General features: G+C 56.5%; 32 protein-coding genes. 17 read left to right on the top strand and 15 right to left on the bottom strand.

What is annotated here, in order from left to right; translation table 11 throughout:
- The first annotated feature begins 33 nt into the window (after positions 1-33).
- The 4 genes from ACR0DH_RS01650 (at position 34) to ACR0DH_RS01635 (ending at position 4,727) form a co-directional block, all read left to right on the top strand.
- Positions 34-714 (top strand): type 1 glutamine amidotransferase, encoded by a 681-nt coding sequence (locus ACR0DH_RS01650; RefSeq protein WP_480542285.1) that lies wholly within the window; start codon positions 34-36, stop codon positions 712-714.
- On the top strand, positions 714-2,072 hold the full coding sequence (locus tag ACR0DH_RS01645) for a glutamine synthetase family protein (RefSeq protein WP_480546665.1): 1,359 nt from the start codon (positions 714-716) through the stop codon (positions 2,070-2,072). The genes ACR0DH_RS01650 and ACR0DH_RS01645 overlap by 1 nt, the downstream gene beginning before the upstream one ends.
- Before the next feature lie 19 nt (positions 2,073-2,091).
- A complete protein-coding gene (locus ACR0DH_RS01640; protein WP_480546663.1) occupies positions 2,092-3,396 on the top strand; it encodes an NAD(P)/FAD-dependent oxidoreductase in 1,305 nt (434 codons plus the stop codon).
- 116 nt (positions 3,397-3,512) lie between these two features.
- Positions 3,513-4,727, top strand: coding sequence for a DegT/DnrJ/EryC1/StrS family aminotransferase (locus tag ACR0DH_RS01635; RefSeq protein WP_480546661.1), 1,215 nt, complete (start codon positions 3,513-3,515; stop codon positions 4,725-4,727).
- A gap of 48 nt (positions 4,728-4,775) precedes the next feature.
- Here ACR0DH_RS01635 and phaR read toward each other — a convergent pair whose 3' ends face one another.
- From phaR to ACR0DH_RS01620, 3 genes are all read right to left on the bottom strand, one after another.
- Positions 4,776-5,327 (bottom strand): polyhydroxyalkanoate synthesis repressor PhaR, encoded by a 552-nt coding sequence (gene phaR / locus ACR0DH_RS01630; RefSeq protein ID WP_170530730.1) that lies wholly within the window; start codon positions 5,325-5,327, stop codon positions 4,776-4,778.
- 136 nt (positions 5,328-5,463) lie between these two features.
- Positions 5,464-5,910 carry a phasin family protein gene (locus ACR0DH_RS01625; protein WP_170530732.1) on the bottom strand — a complete coding sequence of 149 codons (447 nt, stop codon included), beginning with the start codon at positions 5,908-5,910 and terminating at the stop codon, positions 5,464-5,466.
- A gap of 130 nt (positions 5,911-6,040) precedes the next feature.
- Positions 6,041-7,843 carry a PHA/PHB synthase family protein gene (locus tag ACR0DH_RS01620; protein WP_480546659.1) on the bottom strand — a complete coding sequence of 601 codons (1,803 nt, stop codon included), beginning with the start codon at positions 7,841-7,843 and terminating at the stop codon, positions 6,041-6,043.
- A 112-nt stretch (positions 7,844-7,955) separates the two neighbouring features.
- Between ACR0DH_RS01620 and phaZ the strand changes: the two genes are divergently transcribed.
- Positions 7,956-9,227 (top strand): polyhydroxyalkanoate depolymerase, encoded by a 1,272-nt coding sequence (phaZ, locus tag ACR0DH_RS01615; protein WP_480542275.1) that lies wholly within the window; start codon positions 7,956-7,958, stop codon positions 9,225-9,227.
- Positions 9,172-9,816: a DUF6151 family protein gene (locus tag ACR0DH_RS01610; RefSeq protein ID WP_480542273.1), complete on the top strand. Its 645-nt coding sequence runs from the start codon at positions 9,172-9,174 to the stop codon at positions 9,814-9,816. Before phaZ ends, ACR0DH_RS01610 begins: the two co-directional genes overlap by 56 nt.
- On the opposite strand, the gene ACR0DH_RS01605 is transcribed toward ACR0DH_RS01610, so the two are convergent.
- The 5 genes from ACR0DH_RS01605 to ACR0DH_RS01585 form a co-directional block, all read right to left on the bottom strand.
- Entirely contained in the window at positions 9,807-10,523 is a 717-nt protein-coding gene (locus ACR0DH_RS01605; RefSeq protein WP_480546657.1) for an alpha/beta fold hydrolase, read from the bottom strand. The two genes, ACR0DH_RS01610 and ACR0DH_RS01605, sit on opposite strands and share 10 nt — an antisense overlap.
- 85 nt (positions 10,524-10,608) lie before the next feature.
- On the bottom strand, positions 10,609-11,223 hold the full coding sequence (locus tag ACR0DH_RS01600) for a hypothetical protein (RefSeq protein ID WP_480542984.1): 615 nt from the start codon (positions 11,221-11,223) through the stop codon (positions 10,609-10,611).
- Positions 11,224-11,243: 20 nt separating this feature from the next.
- On the bottom strand, positions 11,244-11,669 hold the full coding sequence (locus tag ACR0DH_RS01595; RefSeq protein ID WP_480542269.1) for a VOC family protein: 426 nt from the start codon (positions 11,667-11,669) through the stop codon (positions 11,244-11,246).
- Positions 11,669-12,661 (bottom strand): alpha/beta hydrolase, encoded by a 993-nt coding sequence (locus ACR0DH_RS01590; RefSeq protein ID WP_480542267.1) that lies wholly within the window; start codon positions 12,659-12,661, stop codon positions 11,669-11,671. The genes ACR0DH_RS01595 and ACR0DH_RS01590 overlap by 1 nt, the downstream gene beginning before the upstream one ends.
- Positions 12,661-13,404, bottom strand: a complete 744-nt coding sequence (locus ACR0DH_RS01585) for an alpha/beta hydrolase (RefSeq protein WP_480546655.1) — start codon at positions 13,402-13,404, stop codon at positions 12,661-12,663. Before ACR0DH_RS01585 ends, ACR0DH_RS01590 begins: the two co-directional genes overlap by 1 nt.
- A 125-nt stretch (positions 13,405-13,529) precedes the next feature.
- Between ACR0DH_RS01585 and ACR0DH_RS01580 the strand changes: the two genes are divergently transcribed.
- The 7 genes from ACR0DH_RS01580 to ACR0DH_RS01550 all read left to right on the top strand — a co-directional run bounded on the left by ACR0DH_RS01580 (position 13,530) and on the right by ACR0DH_RS01550 (position 19,513).
- Entirely contained in the window at positions 13,530-14,273 is a 744-nt protein-coding gene (locus ACR0DH_RS01580; RefSeq protein WP_480546653.1) for an ArsR/SmtB family transcription factor, read from the top strand.
- Complete coding sequence (locus ACR0DH_RS01575; protein WP_480546651.1) at positions 14,273-14,683, top strand: MAPEG family protein; 411 nt, start codon at positions 14,273-14,275, stop codon at positions 14,681-14,683. The genes ACR0DH_RS01580 and ACR0DH_RS01575 overlap by 1 nt, the downstream gene beginning before the upstream one ends.
- Before the next feature lie 160 nt (positions 14,684-14,843).
- The gene (thrS, locus tag ACR0DH_RS01570; protein ID WP_480546649.1) at positions 14,844-16,787 is read left to right on the top strand and encodes a threonine--tRNA ligase; all 1,944 of its coding nucleotides are present in this window, start codon (positions 14,844-14,846) and stop codon (positions 16,785-16,787) included.
- Between the two features lie 221 nt (positions 16,788-17,008).
- On the top strand, positions 17,009-17,311 hold the full coding sequence (locus ACR0DH_RS01565) for a BufA1 family periplasmic bufferin-type metallophore (RefSeq protein ID WP_480542258.1): 303 nt from the start codon (positions 17,009-17,011) through the stop codon (positions 17,309-17,311).
- Between the two features lie 71 nt (positions 17,312-17,382).
- Positions 17,383-18,240, top strand: a complete 858-nt coding sequence (bufB, locus tag ACR0DH_RS01560; protein ID WP_480546647.1) for an MNIO family bufferin maturase — start codon at positions 17,383-17,385, stop codon at positions 18,238-18,240.
- Positions 18,237-18,998, top strand: coding sequence for an HvfC/BufC family peptide modification chaperone (locus ACR0DH_RS01555; RefSeq protein ID WP_480546645.1), 762 nt, complete (start codon positions 18,237-18,239; stop codon positions 18,996-18,998). Before bufB ends, ACR0DH_RS01555 begins: the two co-directional genes overlap by 4 nt.
- Positions 18,995-19,513 (top strand): DoxX family protein, encoded by a 519-nt coding sequence (locus ACR0DH_RS01550; protein WP_353006255.1) that lies wholly within the window; start codon positions 18,995-18,997, stop codon positions 19,511-19,513. The genes ACR0DH_RS01555 and ACR0DH_RS01550 overlap by 4 nt, the downstream gene beginning before the upstream one ends.
- 1 nt (position 19,514) lies before the next feature.
- Here the strand turns inward: ACR0DH_RS01550 and ACR0DH_RS01545 are convergent, their stop codons facing one another.
- Both ACR0DH_RS01545 and ACR0DH_RS01540 read right to left on the bottom strand, forming a co-directional pair.
- Entirely contained in the window at positions 19,515-19,883 is a 369-nt protein-coding gene (locus ACR0DH_RS01545) for a hypothetical protein (protein WP_480546643.1), read from the bottom strand.
- 41 nt (positions 19,884-19,924) lie between these two features.
- Positions 19,925-20,242: an ArsC/Spx/MgsR family protein gene (locus ACR0DH_RS01540; RefSeq protein ID WP_480546641.1), complete on the bottom strand. Its 318-nt coding sequence runs from the start codon at positions 20,240-20,242 to the stop codon at positions 19,925-19,927.
- 214 nt (positions 20,243-20,456) lie between these two features.
- Between ACR0DH_RS01540 and ACR0DH_RS01535 the strand changes: the two genes are divergently transcribed.
- Positions 20,457-20,663: a cold-shock protein gene (locus ACR0DH_RS01535; RefSeq protein ID WP_008758035.1), complete on the top strand. Its 207-nt coding sequence runs from the start codon at positions 20,457-20,459 to the stop codon at positions 20,661-20,663.
- Between the two features lie 85 nt (positions 20,664-20,748).
- Here ACR0DH_RS01535 and ACR0DH_RS01530 read toward each other — a convergent pair whose 3' ends face one another.
- Positions 20,749-21,057 (bottom strand): hypothetical protein, encoded by a 309-nt coding sequence (locus ACR0DH_RS01530; RefSeq protein ID WP_480546639.1) that lies wholly within the window; start codon positions 21,055-21,057, stop codon positions 20,749-20,751.
- A 56-nt stretch (positions 21,058-21,113) separates the two neighbouring features.
- Positions 21,114-22,025 (bottom strand): FAD-dependent thymidylate synthase, encoded by a 912-nt coding sequence (thyX, locus tag ACR0DH_RS01525; protein ID WP_480546638.1) that lies wholly within the window; start codon positions 22,023-22,025, stop codon positions 21,114-21,116.
- Positions 22,026-22,201: 176 nt separating this feature from the next.
- On the opposite strand from thyX, the gene ACR0DH_RS01520 reads away from it, so the two are divergent.
- Both ACR0DH_RS01520 and ACR0DH_RS01515 read left to right on the top strand, forming a co-directional pair.
- Entirely contained in the window at positions 22,202-22,630 is a 429-nt protein-coding gene (locus tag ACR0DH_RS01520; RefSeq protein ID WP_480546636.1) for a VOC family protein, read from the top strand.
- Positions 22,627-23,430, top strand: coding sequence for a DUF1194 domain-containing protein (locus ACR0DH_RS01515; RefSeq protein WP_480546634.1), 804 nt, complete (start codon positions 22,627-22,629; stop codon positions 23,428-23,430). The genes ACR0DH_RS01520 and ACR0DH_RS01515 overlap by 4 nt, the downstream gene beginning before the upstream one ends.
- Here ACR0DH_RS01515 and ACR0DH_RS01510 read toward each other — a convergent pair.
- The 3 genes from ACR0DH_RS01510 to ACR0DH_RS01500 all read right to left on the bottom strand — a co-directional run bounded on the left by ACR0DH_RS01510 (position 23,369) and on the right by ACR0DH_RS01500 (position 24,591).
- Positions 23,369-23,866, bottom strand: coding sequence for a MarR family winged helix-turn-helix transcriptional regulator (locus ACR0DH_RS01510; RefSeq protein ID WP_480542239.1), 498 nt, complete (start codon positions 23,864-23,866; stop codon positions 23,369-23,371). The genes ACR0DH_RS01515 and ACR0DH_RS01510 overlap by 62 nt on opposite strands.
- A 78-nt stretch (positions 23,867-23,944) precedes the next feature.
- Positions 23,945-24,202 carry a succinate dehydrogenase assembly factor 2 gene (locus ACR0DH_RS01505; protein ID WP_480546632.1) on the bottom strand — a complete coding sequence of 86 codons (258 nt, stop codon included), beginning with the start codon at positions 24,200-24,202 and terminating at the stop codon, positions 23,945-23,947.
- Positions 24,199-24,591, bottom strand: a complete 393-nt coding sequence (locus ACR0DH_RS01500) for a helix-turn-helix domain-containing protein (RefSeq protein WP_480546630.1) — start codon at positions 24,589-24,591, stop codon at positions 24,199-24,201. The genes ACR0DH_RS01505 and ACR0DH_RS01500 overlap by 4 nt, the downstream gene beginning before the upstream one ends.
- A gap of 90 nt (positions 24,592-24,681) precedes the next feature.
- Between ACR0DH_RS01500 and ACR0DH_RS01495 the strand changes: the two genes are divergently transcribed.
- A complete protein-coding gene (locus tag ACR0DH_RS01495) occupies positions 24,682-25,884 on the top strand; it encodes a pyridoxal phosphate-dependent aminotransferase (protein ID WP_480547290.1) in 1,203 nt (400 codons plus the stop codon).
- The last annotated feature ends 4 nt before the right edge of the window (positions 25,885-25,888 follow it).

Raw genomic sequence — 25,888 nt, 5'->3', positions numbered from 1 at the left:
GGTATTTCTGAATTTGATCAAATTCGGTGACTTATGAAAATCGGTATTCTACAAACCGGCCACACCCCCGACGTGCTTAAAGACGAATTCGGAGATTACGACTCGTTATTTCCCGCCCTCCTGAAAGGCCACGGGCTAGAGTTCGAAACCTTTGCCGTTGTGGACGAGGTTTTTCCAATCAGTGCGGACGAGGCTGACGGGTGGTTGATTACAGGTTCCAAATATGGCGCCTATGAGGACCTGCCGTGGATCCCGCGACTCGAAGAGTTGATCCGCCAAATCCACCACAGCGGCAAACCCATAGTTGGCGTCTGTTTCGGCCATCAGATCATCGCGCAAGCCCTTGGCGGCAAGGTCGAAAAATTTGATGGCGGGTGGTCAGTTGGACGCACCGAGTATGACTTTGAGGGCGAAAAGGTCTGGTTGAACGCCTGGCATCAGGATCAGGTGGTTGGCCTGCCCGAAGGGGCCAAGGTCACAGGCCACAGCGACTTCTGCCAGAATGCGATGCTGCAATATGGCGATCAGATATGGACCGTTCAGGCACATCCCGAGTTTTCCAATGACTTTGTAACCGGGCTGATGCGCACGCGCGGCAAGGGTGTGGTACCCGACGATCTGATGCAGGCCGCTGCGAACCGGCAATCGGCACCAGATCACAATGATCAGATCGCGCATCTTATGGCGAATTTCCTGAAGAAAGCGAGGGCCTGATGGCCGATTGGACAGATGCACTGCCTCCGGCAGCACAAGCTTACATCGAAGGGCACCGGCTGGATGAGGTTGAGTGCATCATCTCCGATTTGCCCGGCATCGCTCGCGGCAAGGCTGTTCCCGCGTCGAAATTTGCACGGCAATCCTATTTCCACCTGCCCGACAGTATCTTTTATCAGACAATCACCGGGGATTGGGGCGAAGCTGCGGGCGAAGACGGGTTCATTGAACGGGATATGATCCTGAAACCTGACTTCTCAACCGCGTCCGCCGCGCCCTGGACCGGGGATTGGACGCTACAGGTGATCCACGACGCCTATGACCGGGATGGCGAGCCGATCCCGTTCAGCCCGCGCAACGTGTTGAAACGTGTTGTACAGCTCTATCACGACAAGGGCTGGAAGCCCGTTGTCGCCCCCGAGATGGAGTTCTTTCTGGTTGCCCCAAACGTGGACCCGGCGCAGGGCATCAAGCCAATGATGGGCCGCTCAGGCCGCCCGGCAGCAGCACGTCAGGCCTATTCAATGACCGCAGTCGATGAATTCGGTCCGGTGATTGATGACATCTACGACTTTGCCGAACATCAGGGGTTCGAAATCGACGGTATCACCCAGGAAGGTGGCGCCGGGCAGCTTGAGATCAACCTGCGCCATGGCGATCCGGTGAAGCTTGCGGATGAGGTGTTCTATTTCAAACGCCTGATCCGCGAGGCTGCGCTGCGACACAATTGTTTCGCCACGTTCATGGCCAAACCGATCGAGGATGAGCCCGGTTCCGCCATGCATATCCACCATTCGATCATCGAGATGGAGACAGGGCAAAACATCTTTTCAGGTCCGCAAGGCGGCGAGACGGATGCGTTCTATCACTATATCGCGGGACTACAGAACCATCTGCCCGCAGGTCTGGCCGTAATGGCACCTTACGTGAATTCCTATCGACGCTATGTCAAAGACCATGCCGCGCCGATCAATCTGGAATGGGCGCGCGACAATCGCACTACCGGGATCCGCGTACCCCTGTCCGGCCCCGAGGCGCGGCGGGTTGAAAACCGCATCGCCGGCATGGATTGCAACCCCTACCTGGGCATCGCGCTGTCGCTGGCCTGCGGCTATCTGGGTCTGACCCAGCAGGAACGCCCCCGTCGTCAGTTCTATGGCGATGCGTATGAAGGCGATGGCGATATCCCGCAGGTCATGGGCAATGCGCTGGATCTGTTTGATGAAGCCACGGAGCTACACGAAGTTCTCGGCCCGGATTTCGCCCGCGTCTATGGCATCGTGAAGCGGGCTGAATACGAGGAATTCCTGCAGGTGATCTCTCCTTGGGAGCGTGAGCATCTGTTGCTGAACGTCTGAACCAGCGGAGCCGGTCGCTATGAACCTTCTGTATTCCAACGACCGCAAGGCTGAATATCCGTCAAGCTGGTATGCTGCGACGGCCAATACTCTGGCCCCGTTCCCTGCTTTCGAAGGCGAAACCCGCGCCGACGTCTGTATTGTCGGCGGCGGCTATACCGGGTTGTCAGCCGCGCTGCACCTGGCCGAGGCTGGGCTGGATGTTGTGCTGCTTGAAGCGCACCGCGTCGGGTTCGGGGCTTCGGGTCGCAATGGCGGGCAGTTGGGCAGCGCCCAGCGCATGGATCAGGAAAGTCTCGAGCGATTGGTCGGGCAGGATGATGCCAGAAAGCTGTGGGATTTGGCCGAGGATGCAAAGGGTTTGGTCAAATCCCTGATCGCCAAACACCAGATCAATTGCGATTTGAAACCCGGTGTGGCTGACCTGGGGCTGTCGATCTCGGACCAGAAAGAGCTGCACGCCCATGCCGAGCATCTGTCGAACACATATAGCTACGATCAAATAGAGCTTCTGGATGAGGCGGCCGGGCGTACGCTGTGCCCTTCGCCCACCTACAAGGGTGGATATCTGGATAAGGGCGCCGGGCATTTGCATCCGCTAAACTATGCGCTGGGGCTGGCGCGGGCGGCGCAAAACGCAGGTGCGCGCATTCACGAAAGAACCGAGGTTCTGGGGATCGAAGAGGGCGATCCAGTGGTCGTGCGCACCGAAAACGGGACGGTACGCGCCCAACATCTAATACTGGCCTGTAACGGCTATCTTGGCGCGCTGAACCGGCAGGTGGCATCGCGGGTCATGCCGATCAACAACTTCATTGCAGCGACAGAACCACTTGGCGATGACGCCGCCCGCGTTTTGACCCGTGATGTCGCCGTAGCGGATACAAAATTCGTGGTGAACTACTTCCGTCTCAGCGCAGACAAGCGACTTTTGTTTGGCGGCGGCGAGAGCTATGGCTATCGCTTCCCATCCGATATCGCCGCCAAAGTGCGCAAGCCGATGGTTGAGATTTTCCCACATCTGAAAGACGTGAAGATCGACTATGCATGGGGCGGCACGCTTGCGATTACGATGCGCCGGATGCCCTATCTTGCGCGACTTGCACCCAATATTCTGTCAGCCTCCGGCTATTCCGGCCACGGGGTCGGGACTGCGACGCATGCGGGGCAACTTATGGCTTTGGCCGTTCAAGGACAGGCCGAGGGGTTTAATACCATGTCCCGTGTTCCGGCCCTGCCCTTTCCGGGTGGGCCGGCCCTGCGCAGCCCCCTGCTGGTGCTCGCGATGACCTGGTTTGCGATGCGGGATCGCCTGGGCATCTGACCCCTGCTTTGATTGCGACAGTTTGGTGAAATTTTGCCGATCCATCGATTGGGGGCTTGGCACGACCCGTCTGCTTGATTTAAATAAACGAAAGTTAGAATTCGGGAATTCCAAATATGACGCTGCCCCCCAACGTCCATGACGCCGAACCAATCCCCACCGCCGCAAGAGATGCCATCGACGCCCTGATGCAATCGGGTGATCTGTTTCGGTATACCGCACCACAAGACGCGCCGGTTGCCCTGCTGGAGGCTGAGTTTGCGGCTCTGCTGGGCACCAAATATGCGCTTGCAGTCTCCTCCTGCTCGGCTGCGTTGTTTCTGTCGTTGAAGGCGCTGGACCTGCCGCGGGATGCACGGGTGCTGATCCCGGGCTTTACCTTTGCCGCTGTTCCATCCTCGGTCGTGCATGCAGACTGTATTCCGGCTCTCTGCGAGGTAGGCGAGAACTACCGCATCAATATGGATGATTTCGCGGCCAAACTGGAGGATATACAAGCCGTTATCATCAGCCATATGCGCGGCCACACCTCGGATATGGACGCGATCATGGAGCTTTGTGATGCGCGCGACATCCCGGTGATCGAAGACGCGGCGCATTCACTGGGAACAACTTGGCATGGCCGGAACATTGGCACCATTGGCAAGATCGGGTGCTTTTCGTTCCAGTCTTACAAAATGATCAACGCCGGCGAAGGTGGCATACTGATCACAGATGACGCCGATCTGGTCGCACGCGCTGTGATCATGTCGGGTGCGTATGAACACAACTGGAAAAAGCACAAAACCCAACACGGCGACAACTCACCTGAGCTAGAGCAGGCCTTTGCCCGCTGGCAGAACCAACTACCGCTTTATAACCTACGGATGAGCAACCTGAGCGCTGCCGTAATTCGGCCGCAGATCCCCGAGCTGGCGCGCCGGGTTCAAGACGGGCTGACGAACCATGACTATGTGGCGGAACGCCTGAACAACTCACCCTATGTCGACGTCCCTGCTCCACTGTCGCCGGAACGCCGTGCGCCGGATTCGATCCAGTTCAATCTGGTCGGCATGGATGAGGCTGAAATCCGGGCCTTCGCGGCTGCGTCTGAGGCACGTGGTGTCAAGGTTCAGGTCTTTGGCCTGAGCGAAGATAACGCCCGCGCGTTCTGGAACTGGCAATTCCTGCCCGAAAAGTTCGACCTGCCGCAGACACGCGACATGTTGATGAAAGCCTGTGATGTGCGGCTGCCCGTACGCCTGACGCGCGATGAATTGGACGTGATCGCCGATATCCTGCTGGCTTCAGTCGGTGAAGTGACAGGTCCGGTTCCGGCATATGGAACCTGACATGAAAAAGGCCCGCGCAAAGCGGGCCATCTTTTCCATGGTTCAAGATCAGTTCAGTTTGGAAAGCTTGTTCTGTAACTCGGCCAGCTGCTTTTTTATGTCGTCCAGATCTTCGTTTGCTTCGGGCTTTTTCTCTTCCTGATCCGGCCCGGACCAGCCGCCGGATAAGCCACCTGTCATGGCCTTCAAAAACGCCTGTTGCTGCGCCTGCAATGCGTCGAACCCCGGTATCTGCGACATCGGGTTCATCGCGTTCATGTTTTCCATCATTTTGCTTTGGCTTTCGCGCAGCATCTCGAACGAGCTTTGCAGGAACTGAGGCATCATGCCCCCGCCTGGCACCATATAACTGCGCACAAGGTCATTCAGCACATTCACCGGCAGAACATTCTCACCCCGGCTTTCGTGTTCAGCAATGATCTGCAGAAGATACTGCCGCGTCAGGTCGTCGCCGGTTTTCAGGTCGATGATCTGAACTTCGCGCCCGTCCCGGATAAAACCTGCTATGTCTTCTAGCGTCACGTAGTCGCTGGTCTCGGTGTTATACAGCCTGCGGCTGGCGTAGCGCTTTATCAGCAGCGGTTTTTCGTTGTCCGACACCTAGTACCCTCCCCAAGGATGATGCGTTGCAGCACAGGTTATGCGAGTGCAGCACAAAAAGAAAGGGCAGGTCAATGGACCTGCCCAACGCGAAAGCACCTTTTGGGAGGAATAAGGTGCGTGTATCGCGAAGCTCTTACTTGGCGGCTGCGGCTTTCTTGGCGGCAGTCGTTACGTCGTTGGTTGCTTTCTTGACAGCTGCGGTTGCTTCTTCAGCAGCGTCTTTGCCAGCGGCCATCAGCAGCTCAACGGTTTCGGTCTGAACTTTTTTCGCGATTTCAGCGAAAGCGGCCAGGTTTTCAGCTGCAACTTCAGCCGACGCGCTTGCGAAATCGGTTGCCGCTTTGGCGTAGTCAGCAGGCTCTGCCTTGGCTTTAGACATCTCGGTCATCTTGGCCAGGGTGTCCTTGGTCCATTTGTTCGAGATCTCAGCCGATTTTTCAGCCGCTTCCAGAGCAACGCCCGACAGCTTTTCGTTCAGCGAAGCGGTCGATTTGAATGCGCCTTCCAGCGCGGTGGTGTCCACAGGGAACGCGCCCATCATGTCTTTCATGATCGCGGAAAAGTCTTGAGTCTTTGCCATCGTTCTAATCCTTTTGCTGAGCCGGGCCCACCCCGGCTTTCGTCAGCTTGAGGACAATATGGTTTCTGCATTGCAGCATTGCAAGCTTTTTCTTGCTGCAATGCAGAAAAACTGTAGTTTCAAAATGAAATCAGACGTTTGGATTGGCGACTACATAGGTCCCGGGAGCCGGTGCAAGGCTTGGATGGGTCGAATCGCCTGTCTTCCGTGCTGGCACCTGTTTGCCCGATCGCTTCTTCAGCCAGGCCTCCCACATGGGCCACCAGGATCCTTCGTGGAAATCCGCCTCTTTCAACCAGATGTCTGCATCTGATTTCAGATCGGGGTTTGTGTAATGGCCATACTTCTTCTTGCTGGGCGGGTTCACGATCCCTGCTATATGACCGGACTCCGAGACAACAAAGGTCTTTGAGCGTGACCCCATCTTTTGCACACCGCGATAGCAGTCTTTCCAGGCGGCGATATGATCAGTTTCGCAGGTGATCGCCATCAAAGGGACATCCACATCGGCCAGCGTCAGCTTGTGCCCCAAAAGTTCGATCCCGTCCGAGGCAAATTCGTTGCGTTGGCAGAGGCCCCGCAAATAATCGACCGACATCTTCGCAGGCAAATTCGCGCCATCACCATTCCAAAACAACAAATCGAAGGCCGGAGGCACCTCACCCATCATATAGCTGCGGATGGCCGGGCCGTAGACCAGATCACGTGAGCGTAGGAATGACATCGTGCGCCCCATGATCCATGAGCGCAGAACACCCTCTTTTGTTACCTCTTCTTCGATCCCGTCGATGAAGTCATTTTGCAGAAACGGTGTGAACTCTCCCTGTTCCGAGAAATCCGTCAGCGCGGTGAAAAGCGTTGCCGATTTTATCGACTTATCGCCCCGTTGTTTCATCAAGGCTAATGTCAGGCTGAGAGTCGTGCCCGCAATGCAATAGCCAATCGCGTTGACCTGTTTGACCTTGCAGATATTCTTTGCGACCTCGATGGCAGCCAGGAAACCGTCCTGAATGTAATCCTCCATCCCAGTTTCGGCGTAGCTTGGATCCGGGTTGACCCAGCTGACAACAAATAGCGTATAACCCTGTTCCGTGATCCATTTGATCAGGCTGTTCTGGGCCTTCAGGTCAAGAATATAAAACTTGTTGATCCAGGGTGGGAACAACACAATCGGTGTTTCATGCACCGTTTCGGTCGCTGGCTTGTACTGGATCAACTCCATCATGCGATTGCGAAAGATCACGTCACCCGGGGTAGTCGCCAGATTACCGCCAACCTCAAACGCATTTTCATCGGCCAACTTGACCACCAGCTCACCATCGTTTGCTTCAAGGTCTGACACCAGGTTTTCCAACCCGTCGATGAGCGACTGGCCCTCGGTTTCCACCGCCTTTTGCAAGGCATCCGGGTTTGTAGCCAGAAAATTGGTCGGCGCCATCATGTCAATGATCTGTTGCGAAAAATAGCTAAGGCGCCGCTTGTCCTTGGCGTCCAGATCATCAACCGAAGCCACGGCCTGAGTGATGGCCTGTGCGTTGGTCTGGTACTGCTGGCGGATGAGGCGGAAATAGGGGTTGGTGTCCCACATCGGGTTGGAAAAGCGTTTGTCGGCGGGCACGTCATGTTCGTCATCCACCTCACCGGTGGTCAACGCTTGCTGCGCTTCGGCAAAGTTCAGAACCGATTTGCCCCAATACTCAATCTGCTGCTCCAGCAGCTTGGCGGGGTTTTGCCAAGCCTCTGCGAAATAGACAGTTGCTGCTCGTGCGAAAAGCTCTTGATTCGGACCGTCCAGCGCAGAGGTATGAGGCTTTTTCGACGCCATAACTTCGACAAGCCGCTTGGATAGGGTTTCGACCTTTTCCATATTTTCTTTAATTCGTTCAATATGTTCTTCTGTCACTTCGGGCATTTGGTCTTCACTTGTTGTCATTTTAACAATTCCCCCCTAACCTCGCTGCTATGCAGAATAACGTCGTGGGTGTCGGGGGACAAAGCGGCGAATGGTCCGAACCGAACAGCCTTAGACTCTGGAGGCCGCTTCCATGCGCTACATGATGACCTACGACTTGATGGAGACCATGCGCAACACGAACCAATGGCTTGGTTCGACTGCCAGCGCGATGGCGTCCTACCCGTTGTTTTCGATGGTTCCAAACCCGGCCTTCAGTTGGATGGCCGCCTGGGGTGAGGTGACCGAGCGCACCTTCCAGCGCATGGTTGTTAAACCCGACTGGGGCATTCGTACGTTTACCTGCGAAGACGGCAAAGATCATCTGGTTGATATTACCACGGTTCTGGAACGTCCTTTTGGCGATCTCATCCATTTCAAGGTAAATGGACGAGAAAAGCAACCGCGCAAGGTTTTGCTGGTTGCGCCGATGTCGGGGCACTATGCGACATTGCTGCGCTCGACCGTCAAAAGCCTGCTTGTTAATTGCGAAGTTTATATCACTGACTGGCATAACGCGCGCGATATTCCTGTGTCTGCAGGCAAGTTCGATGTCGAGGATTACACGCTTTATCTTGTCGATTTCATGAAAGAGCTGGGGCCAGACACCCATGTTGTTGCTGTTTGTCAGCCCGCACCGCTGACTCTGGCCGCAACCGCTTATCTGGCTGAGCTCGAACCTAAGGCGCAGCCCAGCACCCTGACACTGATCGGTGGCCCGGTTGACCCAGATGCGACACCGACTGATGTCACGGATTTCGGTCGCCGCGTGACAATGGGCCAGCTGGAAGAAACCATGATCCAACGGGTTGGTTTCAAATACAAAGGTGTAGGCCGCATGGTCTATCCCGGCCTACTGCAACTGGCCTCTTTCATGTCGATGAATGCCGAGCGGCACTCCAAGGCGTTTTCAGACCAGATCCAGCGCGTGATCCGGGATGAGGCGTCCGATCATGATGCACATAATCGCTTCTACGATGAATACCTGGCCGTCATGGACATGACCGCCGAGTTCTACCTATCCACAGTGGAACGTATCTTCAAAGGGCGTGAGATTGCGCGCAACGAATTTGTTGTAGCAGGTCACAAAGTCGACATTAGCAAGATCACCGATGTCGCGGTCAAAACCGTCGAAGGCGCGAATGATGATATCTCGGCCCCGGGCCAATGCATTGCCGCGCTTGATCTGTGCACCGGCCTGTCGGACAGCAAAAAGGCCAGCCATGTTGAGCCGAATGCAGGCCATTACGGCATTTTCGCCGGCCGCAGCTGGCGCGACAATATTCGTCCGCTTGTGATTGATTTCATGAATGAAAACAGCCGCAAGCCGCTGCGCCGGGCAGCGAACCGAAACAAAGTGGCCTGAGACGATGGGCGAGAGCGATCAATCCGGTCTCGCGTTCTCTTGCACCTGCGGTCAGACTACAGGGCGCATCAAGCCACAGGGTCTCAAACATGGCTCGCATGCCGTGTGCTTTTGCGCCGATTGCCGCGCAGGACAATTGTATTTTAAACAACCCGACCCAGCGCCCGGCCCTGTTGAAGTGTTTCAGATTGCCCCGCACGAGCTCATTTTTGAAACAGGTAGTGAGAATCTGGCCGCGATAAAGTTGAGCCCAAATGGCATGCTGCGTTGGTATGCGACATGCTGCAACGCGCCGCTTGCGGCAACGCCAAACACGCCGAAATTCCCATTTGTCGGTTTCATTGCGGCCCGTTTCAGCGACACTACGGCCCTGGGCCCCATCACAACACGGGCCTACATCCCCACATCGGGTGGCAAACACAAGCACGCAGGCATTCGCGCGGCAATTGTCGCAATGCTCAAGCGTGTTGCCAAATCGCGCCTGTCCGGCAAGTGGAAGCAAACACCATTCTTTGACGTCGCAACCGGTGAGCCGGTGGTCAGCCCCAAGCTGATCGACAAATCCGAACGCGATGCTCTTTACCCGTAGCTGGGTCTTGGGTTGAAGTTCAACCAGCCCTGCAAGGCTGCATTCAGCACATCCGGGTTTTCCAACGTCGGAAGGTGACCTGCACGTTCAATCATCTGCAATCGGGCTTCGGGGATCATCTCGGCCATAAACTCATGCTTACGCGCCGGGATAAGTGTATCATGTGTTCCGCCAAGGATCAGACCCGGAACTTTGACCCGGCAAAGGATGCTTTGTTGATCCGGTCGTCGTTGCAAGGCCCGCATTTGACGCACAAATACATCGGGGCCCAGATCGATAGCCATGGCAAAGAGTTGATTCAAAATCGGGATACGTTGTGGCCCTGGGGCCAGCGCATCCGACCCGATCACCTTGCGCATCACTTCTTCCAATCGCCCGGCTTGCGCACCAATGATCAACTCCTCGCGTGCGGCGGCCATCTGCGGCGTGTCGGCCTGCGCATCGGTCGAAATCAGGCAGAGGCGTGACACCCGATCCGCCGCGCGCCTTACGATCTCAAGCGCGACAACACCGCCCAGACCTACCCCCGCCAGGGCAAAACGATGCGGCAGCTGATCGAGCAGGCCAGATGCGATCTCTTCGATCCGTTCGCCTGATGAAATCGGCGCAAACATCACAGCCCGATCGCGCGACAGCGCGTCGATCTGAGGATGAAACAATCGGGCGTCACACATAAAACCGGGTAGCAATACCAGCGGCTCGATCACGCGGGGCCTCCATCAGTTCGGGCTTCCGAACCCCTTCTTTTTCTTCGCAGGATGAGAGTTTTGTCCGGCCCCGGCAAGCAGAAACTTACGGATAGCGGATACCGCGAAAAGCTGGGAAATCGGCGTATCGGGCCTGTCTGGCCGTTTGGCTTTCGCCCGGCTCGGCCCCGGGGCGTAACAAACACCCCCGAGGTGCGATGTAACTATCGATCCGGCCTACCGGTTCGGGCCGCCAAACTAGATTGAAGGCGCTGAGCTTGGGAAAGAACCAGATTTCGGAATAGTCCAGATGATCATGCATCCACCACGCAAGATCGCGCCAATCCCGGCCTTGCTCATATTGATCCGCGAACCACGGGATCACAATCGACGCCCCAGCGATGCGCGCGTCTCCAACGCCTCGATCCCAGATGTGACATTCCAATGGGTTATCGTTGCGCGCGCAATTCAGCCGGTTTTCGTTACCGAACTGGTTCAACGACGGCGAGCGATAGCCCGAGCGGACAGCAACGCGCCCAAATGTCTCCTCAAGCGGGTCCAGCAAAGTCTGGCAAAAGGCACGACCGGTCTCAATCGCAAGATCAGGGTTTTCAGGGATGTTCTGGTGTTGGTGGAAATTCCCGATCTCGGAATACAGAAAATCCCGCATGAAAAAGTGCCGTGACAGGCGCACGCGGCCAAGCGTTTCAAGGCTCCACATGCTGCCCGGTTTGCGCATCCTCAGTATCCTGTCCAGCGAAAGGCCCCGTCCGAGCGAAGCGTGGAAAAGGGGTTGAAAGCAACCTCCCAGATCGTTCCGTCCGGAGTGCGGAAATAGCCGTGATGCCCGCCCCAAAATACATCCGATGCGGGTTTCAGGACCGTAGCGCCTGCCGCCTCGGCATCGCGCAGAACCTGCGCCACCTCTTCTTTCTGTCGGCAATTATAGCTCAGCGTGATCGCACCGCGGTTCAAACTATCTTTGGCGACGCCGATCTCATCGGCTAATGCGGACAAAGGGTATAGACCAAGCGTTTGACTGATCAGATCAAAGGCGATCACACCATCCGGGCTGTCGACACGGTTCCAGCCCATCGCCTCATAAAATGTTGCCGCAGCTTCAGGGTCTTCGACCCCGACAGTGATTAGGCTGACTCGCTGTTCCATCACTCCACGCCCTGGGTTTTCAACCAGTCCAAAATGCCAGAAACTGCCGCGTCAGTCTGCCCGGGCGACATCAAACGCCCAGCGACCACATGAGACATCGGATCATCCCCCTCACCCATTGTGACCAGCTGCACCGTTGCATCAGCCCCCCAGCTCTGCGCCACTTTGTGTGTCCGATCCGGGCGGACGACTTGATCGTCATCTGAAAACCAGAACAAGGCCGGCACCTGTGCGCCTTCGAAATCCAGCGCGTAGATCGTATCCACCAGTACTGTCATGGGCACGACAGCGACCCACGGGTAAACCGAGGACCAGTATTTGTTTTTCTCGGGGTCCGGGCCCGACACGTCCCGTTCCTCTCCCATCAGCAGAGGCAACCAGGACCGGGCCCATGGCAGGCCAGGAATAAAGGCGACCGGTGTATTCACGCCAAAGTTTGGCGAGACGAAGACCATGCCAACCACGTCTGTGCTAAGGTCAGGGTCAAGGGCGGCTGCTGTGACCAGTGTCCCACCGGTTGAGGTAGACATGACCACAACCTTGTCGCCCACGGCCCGTGCGGCAGCCAACCCTTCGGCCAGATCCTGCATCCAACCCGAGGCTGTTGCCTCGCCCATCGCGGCACCATTGCGCCCGTGACCTTGCAGACGGGTATAAACCAGATTGGCGCTCAGCGCGTCCGCGACCCTATCGGGGACTGGTCTGATTTCTTCGGAACTGGCCGAAAAGCCATGCACATACAGAACCGAATAAGGCGTGCGTTGCTCTTTGTAGCCGTCCTGCCAGATCACACGCTTTTCAACACCGGGCACGATGTCATCAAAGGCGGATTCGGTGCTTTCGAAGTAATCCTGCACCCCTTCTCCGAATCTGGCGTTGTCGAAGCGCGGATGAAGATCGACCTCTTCACGCGGACCGAACCAATAGACCAGAGCACCAACTACGATCAGCGCCAGCAGAAAACGCCCGAGGTACAATCCAAACTTCCGCATCAGCCTTCTCCCATCACGTCCAGAATTGCACGCTCGATCAATGACAGGCACAGTTCATCGGAGAATCTGTGGTCGGCATCTTTAACCAACAACAGTCGCATATCAGGCCCTGAGGCATGATCCAGCAAGCGTACCGCCGTTTCAGTCGATACAGCGGTATCCGCAGTGCCCTGCAGAAAACGTGTTGGGAAAGGTAGATCCAGCGCTTCTCTCAGCACAAGATTCTGACGCCCATCGTCAATCAGGCGCTTTGTGATGATGTAAGGCTCCATATAGTCCGACGGCAACTCGACCTGGCCAACTGTTTCCAGCGTTGCCTTCTGCGCATCTGTAAACGACGCCCAATACCCATCTTCCGTAAAGTCCGGAGCGGCGGCGATTGTGACCATCCCCACGATGCGATCTGCGAGGGTTTTGGCGAGCAACAAGGCCTGCCAGCCCCCCATGGAAGAACCCACGATGATCAAAGGCCCCTGCGTCAGCGCGGACACTGCGGCAACTGTGTCTTCGTGCCAATCTCCGATGCTGCCTTCGGTAAACGCACCCGAACTTTCACCATGGCCGGAATAGTCAAACCGCAAGAATGCTTGCCCGCGCGTTTTGGCCCAAGCCTCTAGATGAATGGCTTTTGTGCCTTCTTTGTCTGATTTTAGACCTGACAAAAACACGATGGTCGGGCCTTGGCCTTCGCTCAGATCATAAGCGATCCGCCGCCCCTGATCGGTTATCAAAAAAGCGCTCATCTTGCCGCCCTTCATATTTTGATTTGTGACACCCTAGCCCGCGCGGGCTGGGAGTTTAAACCTGATTTCAGATTTTTTAGGTTACCATATTGTCACGTGACTATCGAATCACATATAAGACAAATATGGACATGCTATTCAAAGCTCTGAATGACCCCGCTCGCCGAGAGATTCTGGACCTGCTGCGACAGGAAGATGGTCAATCTCTGTCGCAGTTAGAGGCACATTTCGACATGACCCGCTTTGGCGTCATGAAGCATCTGAAACTACTGGAAGATGCTGGGCTGGTCCTGACCCGCAAACATGGGCGGTTCAAATATCACTATCTGAACCCCTTGCCCCTGCAGGACATGCTGGACCGTTGGGTCGCCCCTTTTCTTCAACCGCAAGCCAGCGCGGTCAATGCGCTGAAACTAAAATTGGAAACGGAGACTCGTATGGGAAAACCAGATTTTATGATGCAGACCTTTATCCGCTGCACACAGGACGCGCTGTGGGATGCATTAACCAAGCCAGATCAGATGGCAGCCTATCACTTCCTGTGCAACGAAGTACGCGGAGAGGTCTCGCCTGGTGCAACAGTGCATTTCATTACCCCTGACGGCAATGAGATGCTGCGGCAGATGACGCAAAAGCTGGACCCAAAAACCCGGATCGAGATGGGGTTCGAGCCTCTGTTCATGGGCCCTGACGCCCCGCAATCAACAATGGTTTATCTGATCGAACAACAAGGTGATGTCTGCAAGTTGACCATCGAACACTATGACCTTGCAGTTGGTCAGGAAGGCTTTGCCGAAGGTTGGGCGCGCCTGGCAGCCTCACTCAAGAGCTGGCTGGAGACCGGTGACGCTCTGAAGGAGAGCGCATAATGGCTGAGTTTCCAACTGAACTGGGCGTACTGACATGCCTAATGCTGCTCGCTGTTTCCATGTGGATTCCATACGTGGTTGGCGTTTCGACCGACCCCTCGGGCGAGGAAGCCTTTGCCCGACCTGCACAGATTCCAAACCTGCGCCCCTGGGTGCAAAGGGCACATCGCGCGCAGTTGAATCTGCTCGAACAGGGTATGCCGTTTGCCGTTTTGGTTCTGATCGTCAACACGTTGGACGGCTTTACGGTGCTGACCTATTGGGCTGCCGTTGTGTTTTTCTGGGTGCGCGTCCTACACGCCATCGGTATGATCACGGGCATTGCGCGCATGCCTCTGCGGCCCATTCTGTTCACAGCTGGATGGGTGTGCTGCCTGATCATGGGCTACGCGGTTTTTGCCGCTGCCTGAACGCCCGACACCGTGCCACGCGATCCTCTGGTTGCGTGGTGCTTTTCGCATTTGCGCTCAAAGCGGTTGACTTCACGCCGCGCCAGTAGCACATAGCCAAAACACCATAACCCGCAACCGGGCGTTCAGTGGGCGCCAAACCGACGAGGAGAGCCAGACCATGGCCCTGGATTCAAAATCCGTCTCACTCACCTTCCCTGATGGCAATGCACGTTCCTATGACGCTGGTGTCACGCCTGCGCAGGTGGCTGCCGATATCTCGACTTCTTTGGCTAAGAAAGCGATCTCGGCCACCGTCGATGGTCAGCACTGGGACCTGCAATGGCCCATCGATGCCGATGCGCAGATCGCCATCCACACCATGAAGGATGAGGCGCAAGCCAATGAGCTGATCCGTCACGATCTGGCCCATATCATGGCGCGCGCGGTGCAGGAGATCTGGCCCGACACCAAGGTCACTATCGGCCCGGTGATCGATAACGGTTGGTATTACGACTTTGACCGATCCGAGCCGTTTACGCCCGAAGACCTCGGCCTGATCGAGAAAAAGATGAAGGAAATCATCAACAAGCGCGATCCCGTGACCACCGAGGTCTGGGACCGTCAGCGCGCGATTGATTTCTATACCCAGAACAATGAGCCCTACAAAGTTGAGCTGATCGAATCCATTCCGGGCGACGAATCGCTGCGCATGTATTGGCATGGCGATTGGCAGGATCTGTGCCGTGGGCCGCATTTGCAGCACACCGGTCAGGTGCCGGGCGATGCGTTCAAGCTGATGTCGGTTGCGGGCGCATACTGGCGCGGCGACAGTGATCGCCCGATGCTACAACGTATCTATGGCGTGGCCTTCACCGGCAAGGAAAAGCTCAAGGCGCATCTGCATATGCTGGAGGAGGCCGCCAAACGCGACCACCGCAAGCTGGGCCGCGAGATGGACCTGTTCCATTTTGAAGAACATGCACCGGGGTCTGTCTTCTGGCACCCCGCCGGTTGGCGCGTATTCCAAAACCTGATCGCCTATATGCGTCGCCGCCAGGAAGCGGCTGGCTATGTCGAGGTGAACACCCCCGACATCATGGACCGGGCCTTGTGGGAAACCTCGGGCCACTGGTTCAACTACATGGAGAACATGTTCCTCGCCAAAACGCATGACGAACGGGACTATGCGCTCAAGCCGATGAACTGCCCGGGGCACATGATGATCTACAATCACAGCCTGCGCAGTTATCGCGAGCTGCCGATGAAGATCGCCGAGTTCGGCAAAGTGCATCGGTACGAGCCTTCGGGTGCGTTGCATGGCCTGTTGCGCGTGCGTAGCTTTACGCAAGACGATGCACATATCTACTGCACACCCGAGCAGCTGACTGACGAATGCCTGAAGGTCAACGACCTGATCCTGTCGATTTACAAGGACTTCGGCTTTGAAGACGTGCATGTCAAACTGTCGACCCGCCCTGAAAACCGGATCGGTAGCGACGAAAGTTGGGACCTGTCCGAGGGCGCGTTGAAAACCGCGCTTGATCGAGCCGGGATGAACTACACGATCTTCGAGGGCGAAGGTGCGTTTTACGGGCCCAAGCTAGAGTATGTTTTGCGCGATGCTATCGGCCGCGACTGGCAGTGCGGCACCCTGCAGGTTGATTACAACCTGCCGGAACGGTTTGGCTCGACCTATGTCAGCCAGTCCGGCGAGAAGCTGGCACCGGTCATGTTGCACCGTGCGCTCTTTGGCTCGCTGGAACGGTTCATCGGCATTCTGATCGAGAACTGGGAAGGCAAGCTGCCGTTCTGGTTGGCCCCACGCCAGGTTGTGGTCGCCTCGATCACCTCGGACGCTGACGCCTATGTACAAGAGGTTGTCCAAGCGCTCAAAGCAGTGGGCGTTCAGGCCGAAGCTGACATTCGCAACGAAAAGATCAATTACAAGGTCCGCGAACATTCGCTGGCCAAAGTCCCGGTGATCCTGGCCGTTGGTCATCGTGAGGTCGAAGACCGCACCGTCAGTGTTCGACGCCTTGGCGAAAAACAAACGCAGGTTCAGCCGCTTGAGGCTGTAACAAATGAGTTGTCGCAGGCCGCGACCCCACCCGACCTGTTGTAACATTCGGCACCATCTCGCCGGAAATCCGACCCCGGAACAGGGGTCGGATTGAAACACACTATCCTTTTCCCTTCAAAAACAGTAGATTACCTTACAAGGGCGCGCCCCGCGCCCTGACGCGCTTGTGAGACACGGGCTCGTGAATTTAACAATAGCCAACTTGCCCTTACCTTTGTCATTGTCACAAGCAGACATACCCAGTCATCAAGAGGATTTCCGAGATGTCGAACACAGCAAAGTCCCTGGTTATCGCAACCGCAGTCGCAGCCGCCGTATCGGGTGCAGCAACCACCGCAAGCGCTCAAGCCAAAGAAAAGTGCTATGGCGTTTCGCTGGCCGGTCAGAATGACTGCGCAGCAGGCCCCGGCACCACATGCGCGGGCACCTCAACCGTTGATTATCAGGGCAACGCCTGGACCCTGGTTGACGCAGGCACCTGCGGCGATATCGAACTGCCTGCAGAGGCAGACGGCACACCGCGCAAAGGTTCGCTGGAAGAGCTGAAGCGCGACCTGCCAGCATAAGCGTCGAGCAAACGACTTTAGGGGGCGGGCACCTTCGCCCGCCCTTTTCTTCGATCAGAAGGAGCGTGCAAATGCTGGATGATGCCCTCAGATCCAATCGTCTGCCCGCAGCGCCAGGTGTTGGTTACAAACCACAGCATTTTTCGCAAATACTGGAGCACGCCCAACCTGTCGCCTGGCTAGAAGTTCATGCCGAAAACTACATGGGAGACGGCGGCCGCCCATTGGCTCAACTGCGCCATCTTGCAGAACAGTTTCCGATCTCCGTTCACGGCGTCGGCTTGTCCATCGGTGGCGAAGGCCCGCTAGACCCCGATCATCTGGCCCGGCTCAAACATCTTGTCGGCTGGCTGAGCCCAGCCAGCTTCTCAGAACATCTGGCCTGGTCGACCCATGACAGCCATTTCTTCAACGATCTGCTGCCCCTGCCCTACACCGATGCCACTTTGGCGCGGGTTTGTGCACATATTGATCAGGTGCAAGAAACGGTGGGCCGTCAGATGCTGCTGGAGAATCCCTCCAGCTATCTGGCGTTCGAAGAAAGCACATGGTCGGAACCCGATTTCCTGCACGAGATCGCCAAGCGTACAGGCTGTGGCTTGTTGCTGGATGTGAACAACGTCTTTGTCTCGGCCACCAATCTGGATTTCTCACCCCAAGGTTACATCGATGCATATCCGCTGGATCAGGTAGGCGAGATTCACCTGGGTGGTCATGATGAGGACGAAGACGATCACGGCCATCCCCTGCTGATCGACAGCCACGGCCGCGAGGTTGTGGACCCGGTTTGGGCGCTGCTGGACTATGTGCTGGAACGGTCAGGCCCCAAACCTGTGTTGGTTGAGTGGGATACAGATGTCCCCGATTGGCCGGTGCTGCGCGCCGAAGCGGAACGCGCACAATCCGCATTGGAACGGGTTCCTGCATGAGCGTTTCGCAAACCGAATTTCACGCGGCCTTGCTGGATACGAAAGCACCAGTTCCCGAGGGTTTGAAGGACGCAGACGATCAACCAGCGGGTCGCCGGTTCAGCGTCTATCGTAACAATGTCGCGGTATCGCTGACCGAGGCGATGCATCAGGCATTTCCTGTTATCACCAAGCTGCTGGGCACTCAGAATATGGACGGGTTGTCCGGCATTTTTCTGCGCCAGCACCCTCCGACCTCACCGTTGATGATGTTTTATGGTGAGGCGTTTCCCGACTTTCTGGCCAACATGCCACAACTGTCTCATCTGGCCTACCTGCCCGATGTGGCCCGGTTGGAACTGGCCCTGCGCCAGTCCTACCACGCCGCAGACAGCCGACCTGCGCCCGCGGATGCACTGGCTGTCTCACCCGAAGAGATTCTGCGCGCCCGGTTGGAATTCGCACCTTCGATGCAGGTCATCCGGTCGGATTGGCCTATTCATGCGATCTGGCGCTTCAACACTGAGGCTGACGCGCCCAAGCCCTCAACCGGGGCCGAGGATGTGCTGATCACCCGACCAGAGTACGATCCTGCCCCTCACTTGCTGCCAGCGGGCGGCGCGGATTGGATTGCCTACATACAATCAGGGGACACCATCGGCGAAGCCTTCGAAAAAGCCGCCGCTGACACTCTGGACTTTGATCTTGGACCCACACTGGCATTGCTGTTGCAAGGCGGTGCCATAACTTCTGTGACTATCGAAAGGCTGGAAACATGACTGCCCTGATCTCAATCCACAACAACGTTCTGGGCAAGGCGGACCATGCGTCCGGCTGGCTGACCCCCACGCTTGCGCGGCTGGTCTTTATCGCTGTGCTGCTGGTCTACTATTGGAACTCGGCCATGCTAAAGATCGATGGGTCGATCTTTTCACCATCCAGCGGAGCATTTGGACAGATATTCCCCAAAGCGGCCGAGGCTGTTTTATGGGACGTCACGCAGATGACCTTGTACCAGCGCGTAGTGGTTTTCCTTGGCACCGTGGCTGAGTTTGTTCTGCCCGCCTTGTTGCTGGTCGGCCTGTTCACCCGTCTGGCTGCACTGGGCATGATTGGCTTTGTCTGGGTTCAGACGCTGGTTGATGTGACCGGCCATGGCGTGAAGTTGGGCAGCCTTTTCAACGCAGCCCCGGACATTCTGGACCAGCGAGTTTTGTGGACCTTCCTGTTCCTCGTGATCGTGCTCAACGGCGCGGGCCCTCTGTCGCTGGATCGCCTATTGAAGCTGAAATGAGCTAGAAATGCGCCTTGGGTTCGTCCGGTTTTCCAGCGGCGAGCCCAAGCACCCCGGCAACGCCGGCAAATGCAATCGGGAACATAGTAAAAACACCAAATCCGAACGCGTAATACATCCCCGCCGCAGACACCAACAGCAAGATGCCTGCGATCAGAGCACGCGCATGGGCCATCGCACCCCCTGCGATCGCCAGCAACGGCGCAATGATCGAAGCGGCCTGGATCAGGCCGGGGTTATCGACCTGCTCGGCAATGCCTTCAATATCGCCGAAATGCTTGATCGCCTCGACATACCCGTACCCAAAGAACCCAACAATCATCCCGATCAAACCGGCGATGACACCCAAAATCATTGCGGCGTTTCGCATAAACTATCCTCGCAGTTGCGTTAGATCAGATAAGCATCTGATCAGGTAACGCCAAGCGTTGACCGCGTTTCAGCTGTCCAACCCAACGTCAACGAACCATCTTTTTCAATCAGTGGACGTTTCATCAGGGTCGGATGTTCTTTCAACAACTCCATTGCGGGGCGGGAACGCTGCACATCCTCCAAACCACGCCAGGTTGTCGAACGGGTATTGAGCAAAGCCTCGCCGAACGTGGCAAGAGCCTGCGACAACAGATTTTCCGGAACGCCATCTGCGCGCACATCCACAAACTCAGCATTAGGAAGAGATTTCAAGGCCTTGCGGCACGTGTCACAATTTTTTAGCCCATAAAGACGCATGTTTGTCCTGCTTCGGTATTTGTTTCAATTTTAGGCGAACCAACCGGTTTCCAGCGGTTATTCTTGATTTTTTACTTCACCGTGCAATGTTGAAAAAGGTGAAACATGCAAAATCGGCTGTCGTCAGCATTGGAAACAGTCTGCTTTTGCGGTTCTGCCAACCACCGCCCCACCAATTTGTGGGACAATGCGAAAGTAGAAGGAGACACGGGAGATGCCAACTGGCACCGTGAAATGGTTCAATACCACCAAAGGCTATGGGTTTATTGCCCCTGACGAAGGGGGCAAAGATGTGTTTGTGCATATCTCGGCCGTAGAACGGTCCGGACTGACCGGACTCGCAGACAATCAGAAAGTCTCGTATGAGTTGCAGGACGGACGTGACGGCCGCCAGATGGCAGCTGATTTGAAACCGTTGTAACGACGCCCCCGCCCCGCGCGGGGTTTTCCAATTAAGGTTGACGGCCAATTTCCGGCCGTCACCCGCCCCCTATCCGGCAAATGCCCTATCCCCGTGCTGGCTTATCCTCAGCATGCGAATACCAGTCTTGTCCCATCGCAACGATGCAGGATGTACCGGTGGCATAGGTCACAACCATGGTCCAATCGCCCCGATCACTACTCCAGACCTCCATGATCTGTTCAGGCCCGCGCATGCCCGTTGCAATACGGGCAGAGCGAAATTGAGCCTGCAACTTGTCATGCAATCTTTGCGTTGGTTCACACAGAACCTCGGCAATTGGGTTTTTGGCAACAGCCGGTCCGGCCAGCGCCGACACCAGACCAAGAACGGAAAAAAACGAAGCATAGGTCATGGAACCAAAGTAACAGTTTCATGACGGTTTGTATAGACAATCGCTATGCTTTTGAATCAGTTTTCCTTGATGATGGCCTCGAACTCACGCCATTCCCGCGCTGTCATGCCTGAACTTTCCTGAGTGACGCTTTCACCAGCCAGCATCCGGCGCAGGCTGTCGACCATCTGAGCGGAAAGGTTCACAGCGCCAAGGCGGTAATCTTCGAACGCGCGATAGGCAAAGGGCACCCAATCGGCCACGATCTTGCACATGGCATCGGCATAGACCCGGATCTCGTATTGCGCATGTGGATCGGCGCGCAGGCGCAGGAAATGGAACAGGTTGTGCAGATCAACCTTCCAATACCATTGCGTATAGATATTGGCTGGCAAGTTCATCCGTGCCAATTCACGCGCCAGCCCCTGCTGCCCGTCCTGGCTGATCATCGCCTCATAATTGTCGTAGCAGCGAGTGCTGTCCGCCTTGAGCATTTCCAGAACCCGCGCGGCCTCTTCCCCTTCCAGAGCTGATCCGCGGCCTTGATTGTTCACTTCTGACTGCGCGGCGACATGTTCGGGCGCAGGGATGTAGAACTCACGATCCAGAATGGAATAGCGCGCCGAGTATTCGTTCACATTTGCAGTCCGGTGGCGAATCCACTGGCGTGCAACAAAAACCGGAAGTTTAACGTGCAGCTTGACCTCGCACATCTCGAACGGGGTCGAATGCCAGTGCCGCATCAGATAGCGGATCAGCCCTTCGTCATTCTGAACCGACTTCGTGCCCTTGCCATAAGACACGCGTGCCGCCTGACAGATGGCCGCATCATCGCCCATATAGTCGATGACGCGGACAAAGCCATGGTCCAGCACCTGGTGCGCAGTATACAGGTGATCTTCCATCCCCGTTGCAACGACACGGCGTGTTTGATGCGACTGCGCGCGCTGCGCTTCGATCTCGGCCTGTTGGTCGGCAGACAGGGGCATGAAAACTTCCTTTCGATACTGAGTCGCCAGCCACTATATATCGTCAGATCATCCGCTGGAACCGCAGGATATGGCCTGATGCTCGGTTTTTCGGAATTGTGTTCCCTGCCCCCTCGACACGTCCCGGCAGCGCGCTAAGCTGAGGGCGAACTCATTCCAATAGAAGGATTGCCGAGATGGGGCTGACATATCTTCACACCATGGTACGCGTGAAGGATCTTGAGAAATCCATGGCGTTCTATGAACTGCTTGGCCTGAAAGAAACCCGCCGGTACGAAAGCGAACAGGGCCGGTTCACCCTCATTTTCATGGCACCGCCGGGGCAAGAAGATCGACCTATTGAGCTGACTTACAATTGGGATGGTGACGACGCATTGCCAAGTGACAGCCGCCACTTTGGCCACCTGGCTTACGGCGTCGACGACATCTATGCGACCTGCCAGCACCTTCAGGACAATGGGGTGGTCATTAACCGTCCGCCGCGTGACGGGCGCATGGCTTTTGTCCGCTCGCCCGACAATATCTCGGTCGAGTTGCTACAAAACGGCGACGCGCTGGAACCGGCAGAGCCCTGGGCCAGCATGGAAAGCACCGGGCACTGGTGATCCGCACCCTTGTAGCATTAGGTCTGGCCGTCCTGGCCAGCCCTGTTCAGGCAGAGCCCTGCCGTCTGGCGCTGGCGTTGGCGCTGGATATCTCTGTTTCGGTGGACGAGGCAGAAGACGCTCTGCAACGGCAAGGCCTGGCGGCCGCCCTGCTCGCCCCCGAGGTTCATGACGCCTTCTTTTCCTCGCCAATGCCCGTCGCGCTTGCGGTCTATGAATGGAGTGGACGGTCCGTCCAACATATCATCCTGGATTGGCGGATGATCGAAAACAGTGGCGATGTTCTGGCCGCCGCAACACAAATCAGCCAGTCCAAGCGGTCGGACACCCAATCCGCCACTGCGATGGGATACGCATTGGCCTTTGGCGCCGCCTTGTTGGAACGCGCGCCCCCTTGCCTATTCAAGACCATTGACCTGTCAGGGGACGGTTCGAACAATGACGGCTATGGCCCACAAAACGCCTATCGGCACTTCCCATTCAATGATGTCGTGGTCAACGGGCTGGTCATCAACGCAGCCGATTTCGAAGGCGAGCTGTTCCTGATCCCGTTCTTCGAAAACAATGTTTTGCACGGGCCGGGCGCGTTTCTGGAAGTAGCGCAGGGTTTCGAGGATTTTGAGCGCGCTATGCGCCGAAAGCTGGAACGCGAGCTCAGCGGTTTACAACTCGGAGGTCTTCCTTCGACTAACCCAGCACATGGTCTGACGCACCCGCCAGAAAACAAATCGTCGCGTATCAGTAGATATAGCGTATCTGGTCCGTCCAATACCGCTCAACCCGGCGCAGTGATCCAGTAATATCTTCGATCCCCTCTTGCGCCAGCACACCACGGTTTTGCAACCCGTCCGCATGGCGCGCAAAAAGCTCAGATACGATATCGCGGATATCCCGACCGCGTGGCGTCAGCCGCACCCGGACAGAGCGACGGTCGATTTCGCACCTCTGGTGGTGCATATACCCCATTTCAACCAGTTTCTTCAGATTGTAGCTGACATTGCTGCCCTGATAGTATCCACGGCTTTTCAACTCGCCCGCCGTCACTTCATGATCGCCGATATTGAACAATAGCAGCGCCTGAACGGCGTTGATTTCCAGCACGCCGACCCGCTCGAACTCATCTTTGATCACGTCCAAAAGCAGCCGGTGCAGCCGTTCGACAAGCGCCAACGCCTCAAGGTAGCTATTCATGAACCCTTTGGCGCCCGATGCCGAGACCTGCAATTCCATACTCATCCGACCCTCCGATTCAGTCGCGTTCTTTCCGCCACGATGAACCGAAATCCCGAAAAATCAGTTAAGCTGGAATTATCCTTACTTTTGAAAGGTCTGAGCGATGTCAGCGATCAAGTCGGACAGCGCGTCGGGAGCAGAGACCTGCCCAGTCACCCATTGATACAAGTCCTGATCGTTTTCGTTCAGTAAGGCGTCATACTGATCCAGACCCGCCACATCCATCGCGTCCAGATTACGATCAGCATAGGCTGACAGGATCAGGTCCATTTCCTTGATGCCCCGCCGCATCGACCGCATCTTCATGCGTTTGATGCGAATATCGCGCGCCTCGGTCATTGGCCTGCTTCCAGCATCAGCCGCAGCTTTTTTTCCAGCCGCGCGGCGCGTTCCGAACAGGCGCGCATCTCGCCGCGAATTGCGCGCAGCTCGGCGGCGGCTCCGGCAATATCCAGATTACTGCTATCTGCATCTACGGGCGCATCCATCCCTTCGCCTTCGCCGGTGAGCAACCATTTGATCGACACGTTGACCATGCCCGCCATCATCGAAAGCCGGTTCGCACGCGGTTCAGACAAGTCGTTTTCCCAATCGGCAATCGTCGATTTCTTGACACCCAGGCGACGGGCCAATTCTGCCTGGTTCATCCCTGCCGCCTCGCGCGCGCCTGCCAGCCGATCCCCAAATGTCGCCGCGTCTGGTCCAAACCAATCGTATTCGTCGCTCATTCAGGTCTCCGCTTTCCGATTTCATATCGCTTGATCGTCGTTCGGGCGCACCCTATGACAGTCAGGCTGAACATACAAACCGAGGCCGCCATGAGTTTCCTGTCTGCGACATTGTCCCGCGTCAAACCTTCCCCAACGATTGCGATGACAGCCAAGGCGGCCGAACTGAAAGCCGCCGGGCGTGACATCATCGGCCTGAGCGCTGGTGAGCCGGATTTCGACACGCCGCAAAACATCAAGGATGCTGCCGTTTCGGCCATTGCAGCGGGGAAAACGAAATACACCGCGCCTGACGGCATCCCCGAGTTAAAACAGGCCGTTTGCGCCAAGATGAAGCGCGATCATGGGCTCGACTACACTCCCGCACAGGTTTCGGTAGGTACGGGTGGCAAACAGACGTTATACAACGCGCTGATGGCAACCCTGAATGAGGGGGATGAGGTCGTCATTCCTGCCCCCTACTGGGTCAGCTATCCGGATATGGTTCTGCTGGCGGGCGGAACTCCGGTGATTGCAGAAACTTCGCTTCAGACGAATTTCAAGCTGACTGCCGATCAACTTGAGGCTGCGATCACACCCAAAACAAAATGGCTGATCTTCAACTCTCCGTCGAACCCGACTGGTGCAGGCTACAGCCAGGCGGAACTGAAAGAGCTTACCAATGTTCTGCTGCGTCATCCCCATGTCTGGGTGATGACCGACGATATGTACGAACATCTGGCCTATGACGGGTTTGAGTTCTGCACGCCTGCGCAGGTCGAGCCCAAGCTTTATGATCGCACGTTGACCTGCAACGGCGTGTCCAAGGCCTATGCAATGACAGGGTGGCGGATCGGCTACGCTGCCGGGCCCGAGCCGCTGATCGCCGCAATGCGCAAAGTACAGTCGCAATCCACCTCGAACCCCTGTTCAATCAGCCAATGGGCCGCGGTCGAGGCGCTGAACGGCACGCAGGATTTCCTAGCCCCAAATAACGTGACCTTCAAACGCCGCCGCGATCTGGTTGTCGATATGTTGAACGCCATCGATGGCATCAGCTGCCCCACCCCGGAAGGTGCTTTTTATGTCTACCCGTCCATCGCGGGGCTGATCGGCAAGACAACCCCTGCCGGGACAGTCATTGAAAACGACGAAGCCTTTGCAACGGCTCTGCTGGAAGAGGCCGACGTAGCGGTGGTGTTCGGCGCAGCCTTTGGCCTGTCGCCCAATTTCCGGGTCAGCTACGCGACTTCGGATGAGGCGTTGAAAATAGCCTGTACCCGCATTCAGCGCTTTTGCGCGGCCCTGATCTGAACGG

Source organism: Ruegeria sp. I1 (genome assembly GCF_056532675.1).
The sequence above is the reverse complement of the archived record's forward strand: the minus strand, read 5'-3'. Positions and strand labels throughout refer to the sequence as shown.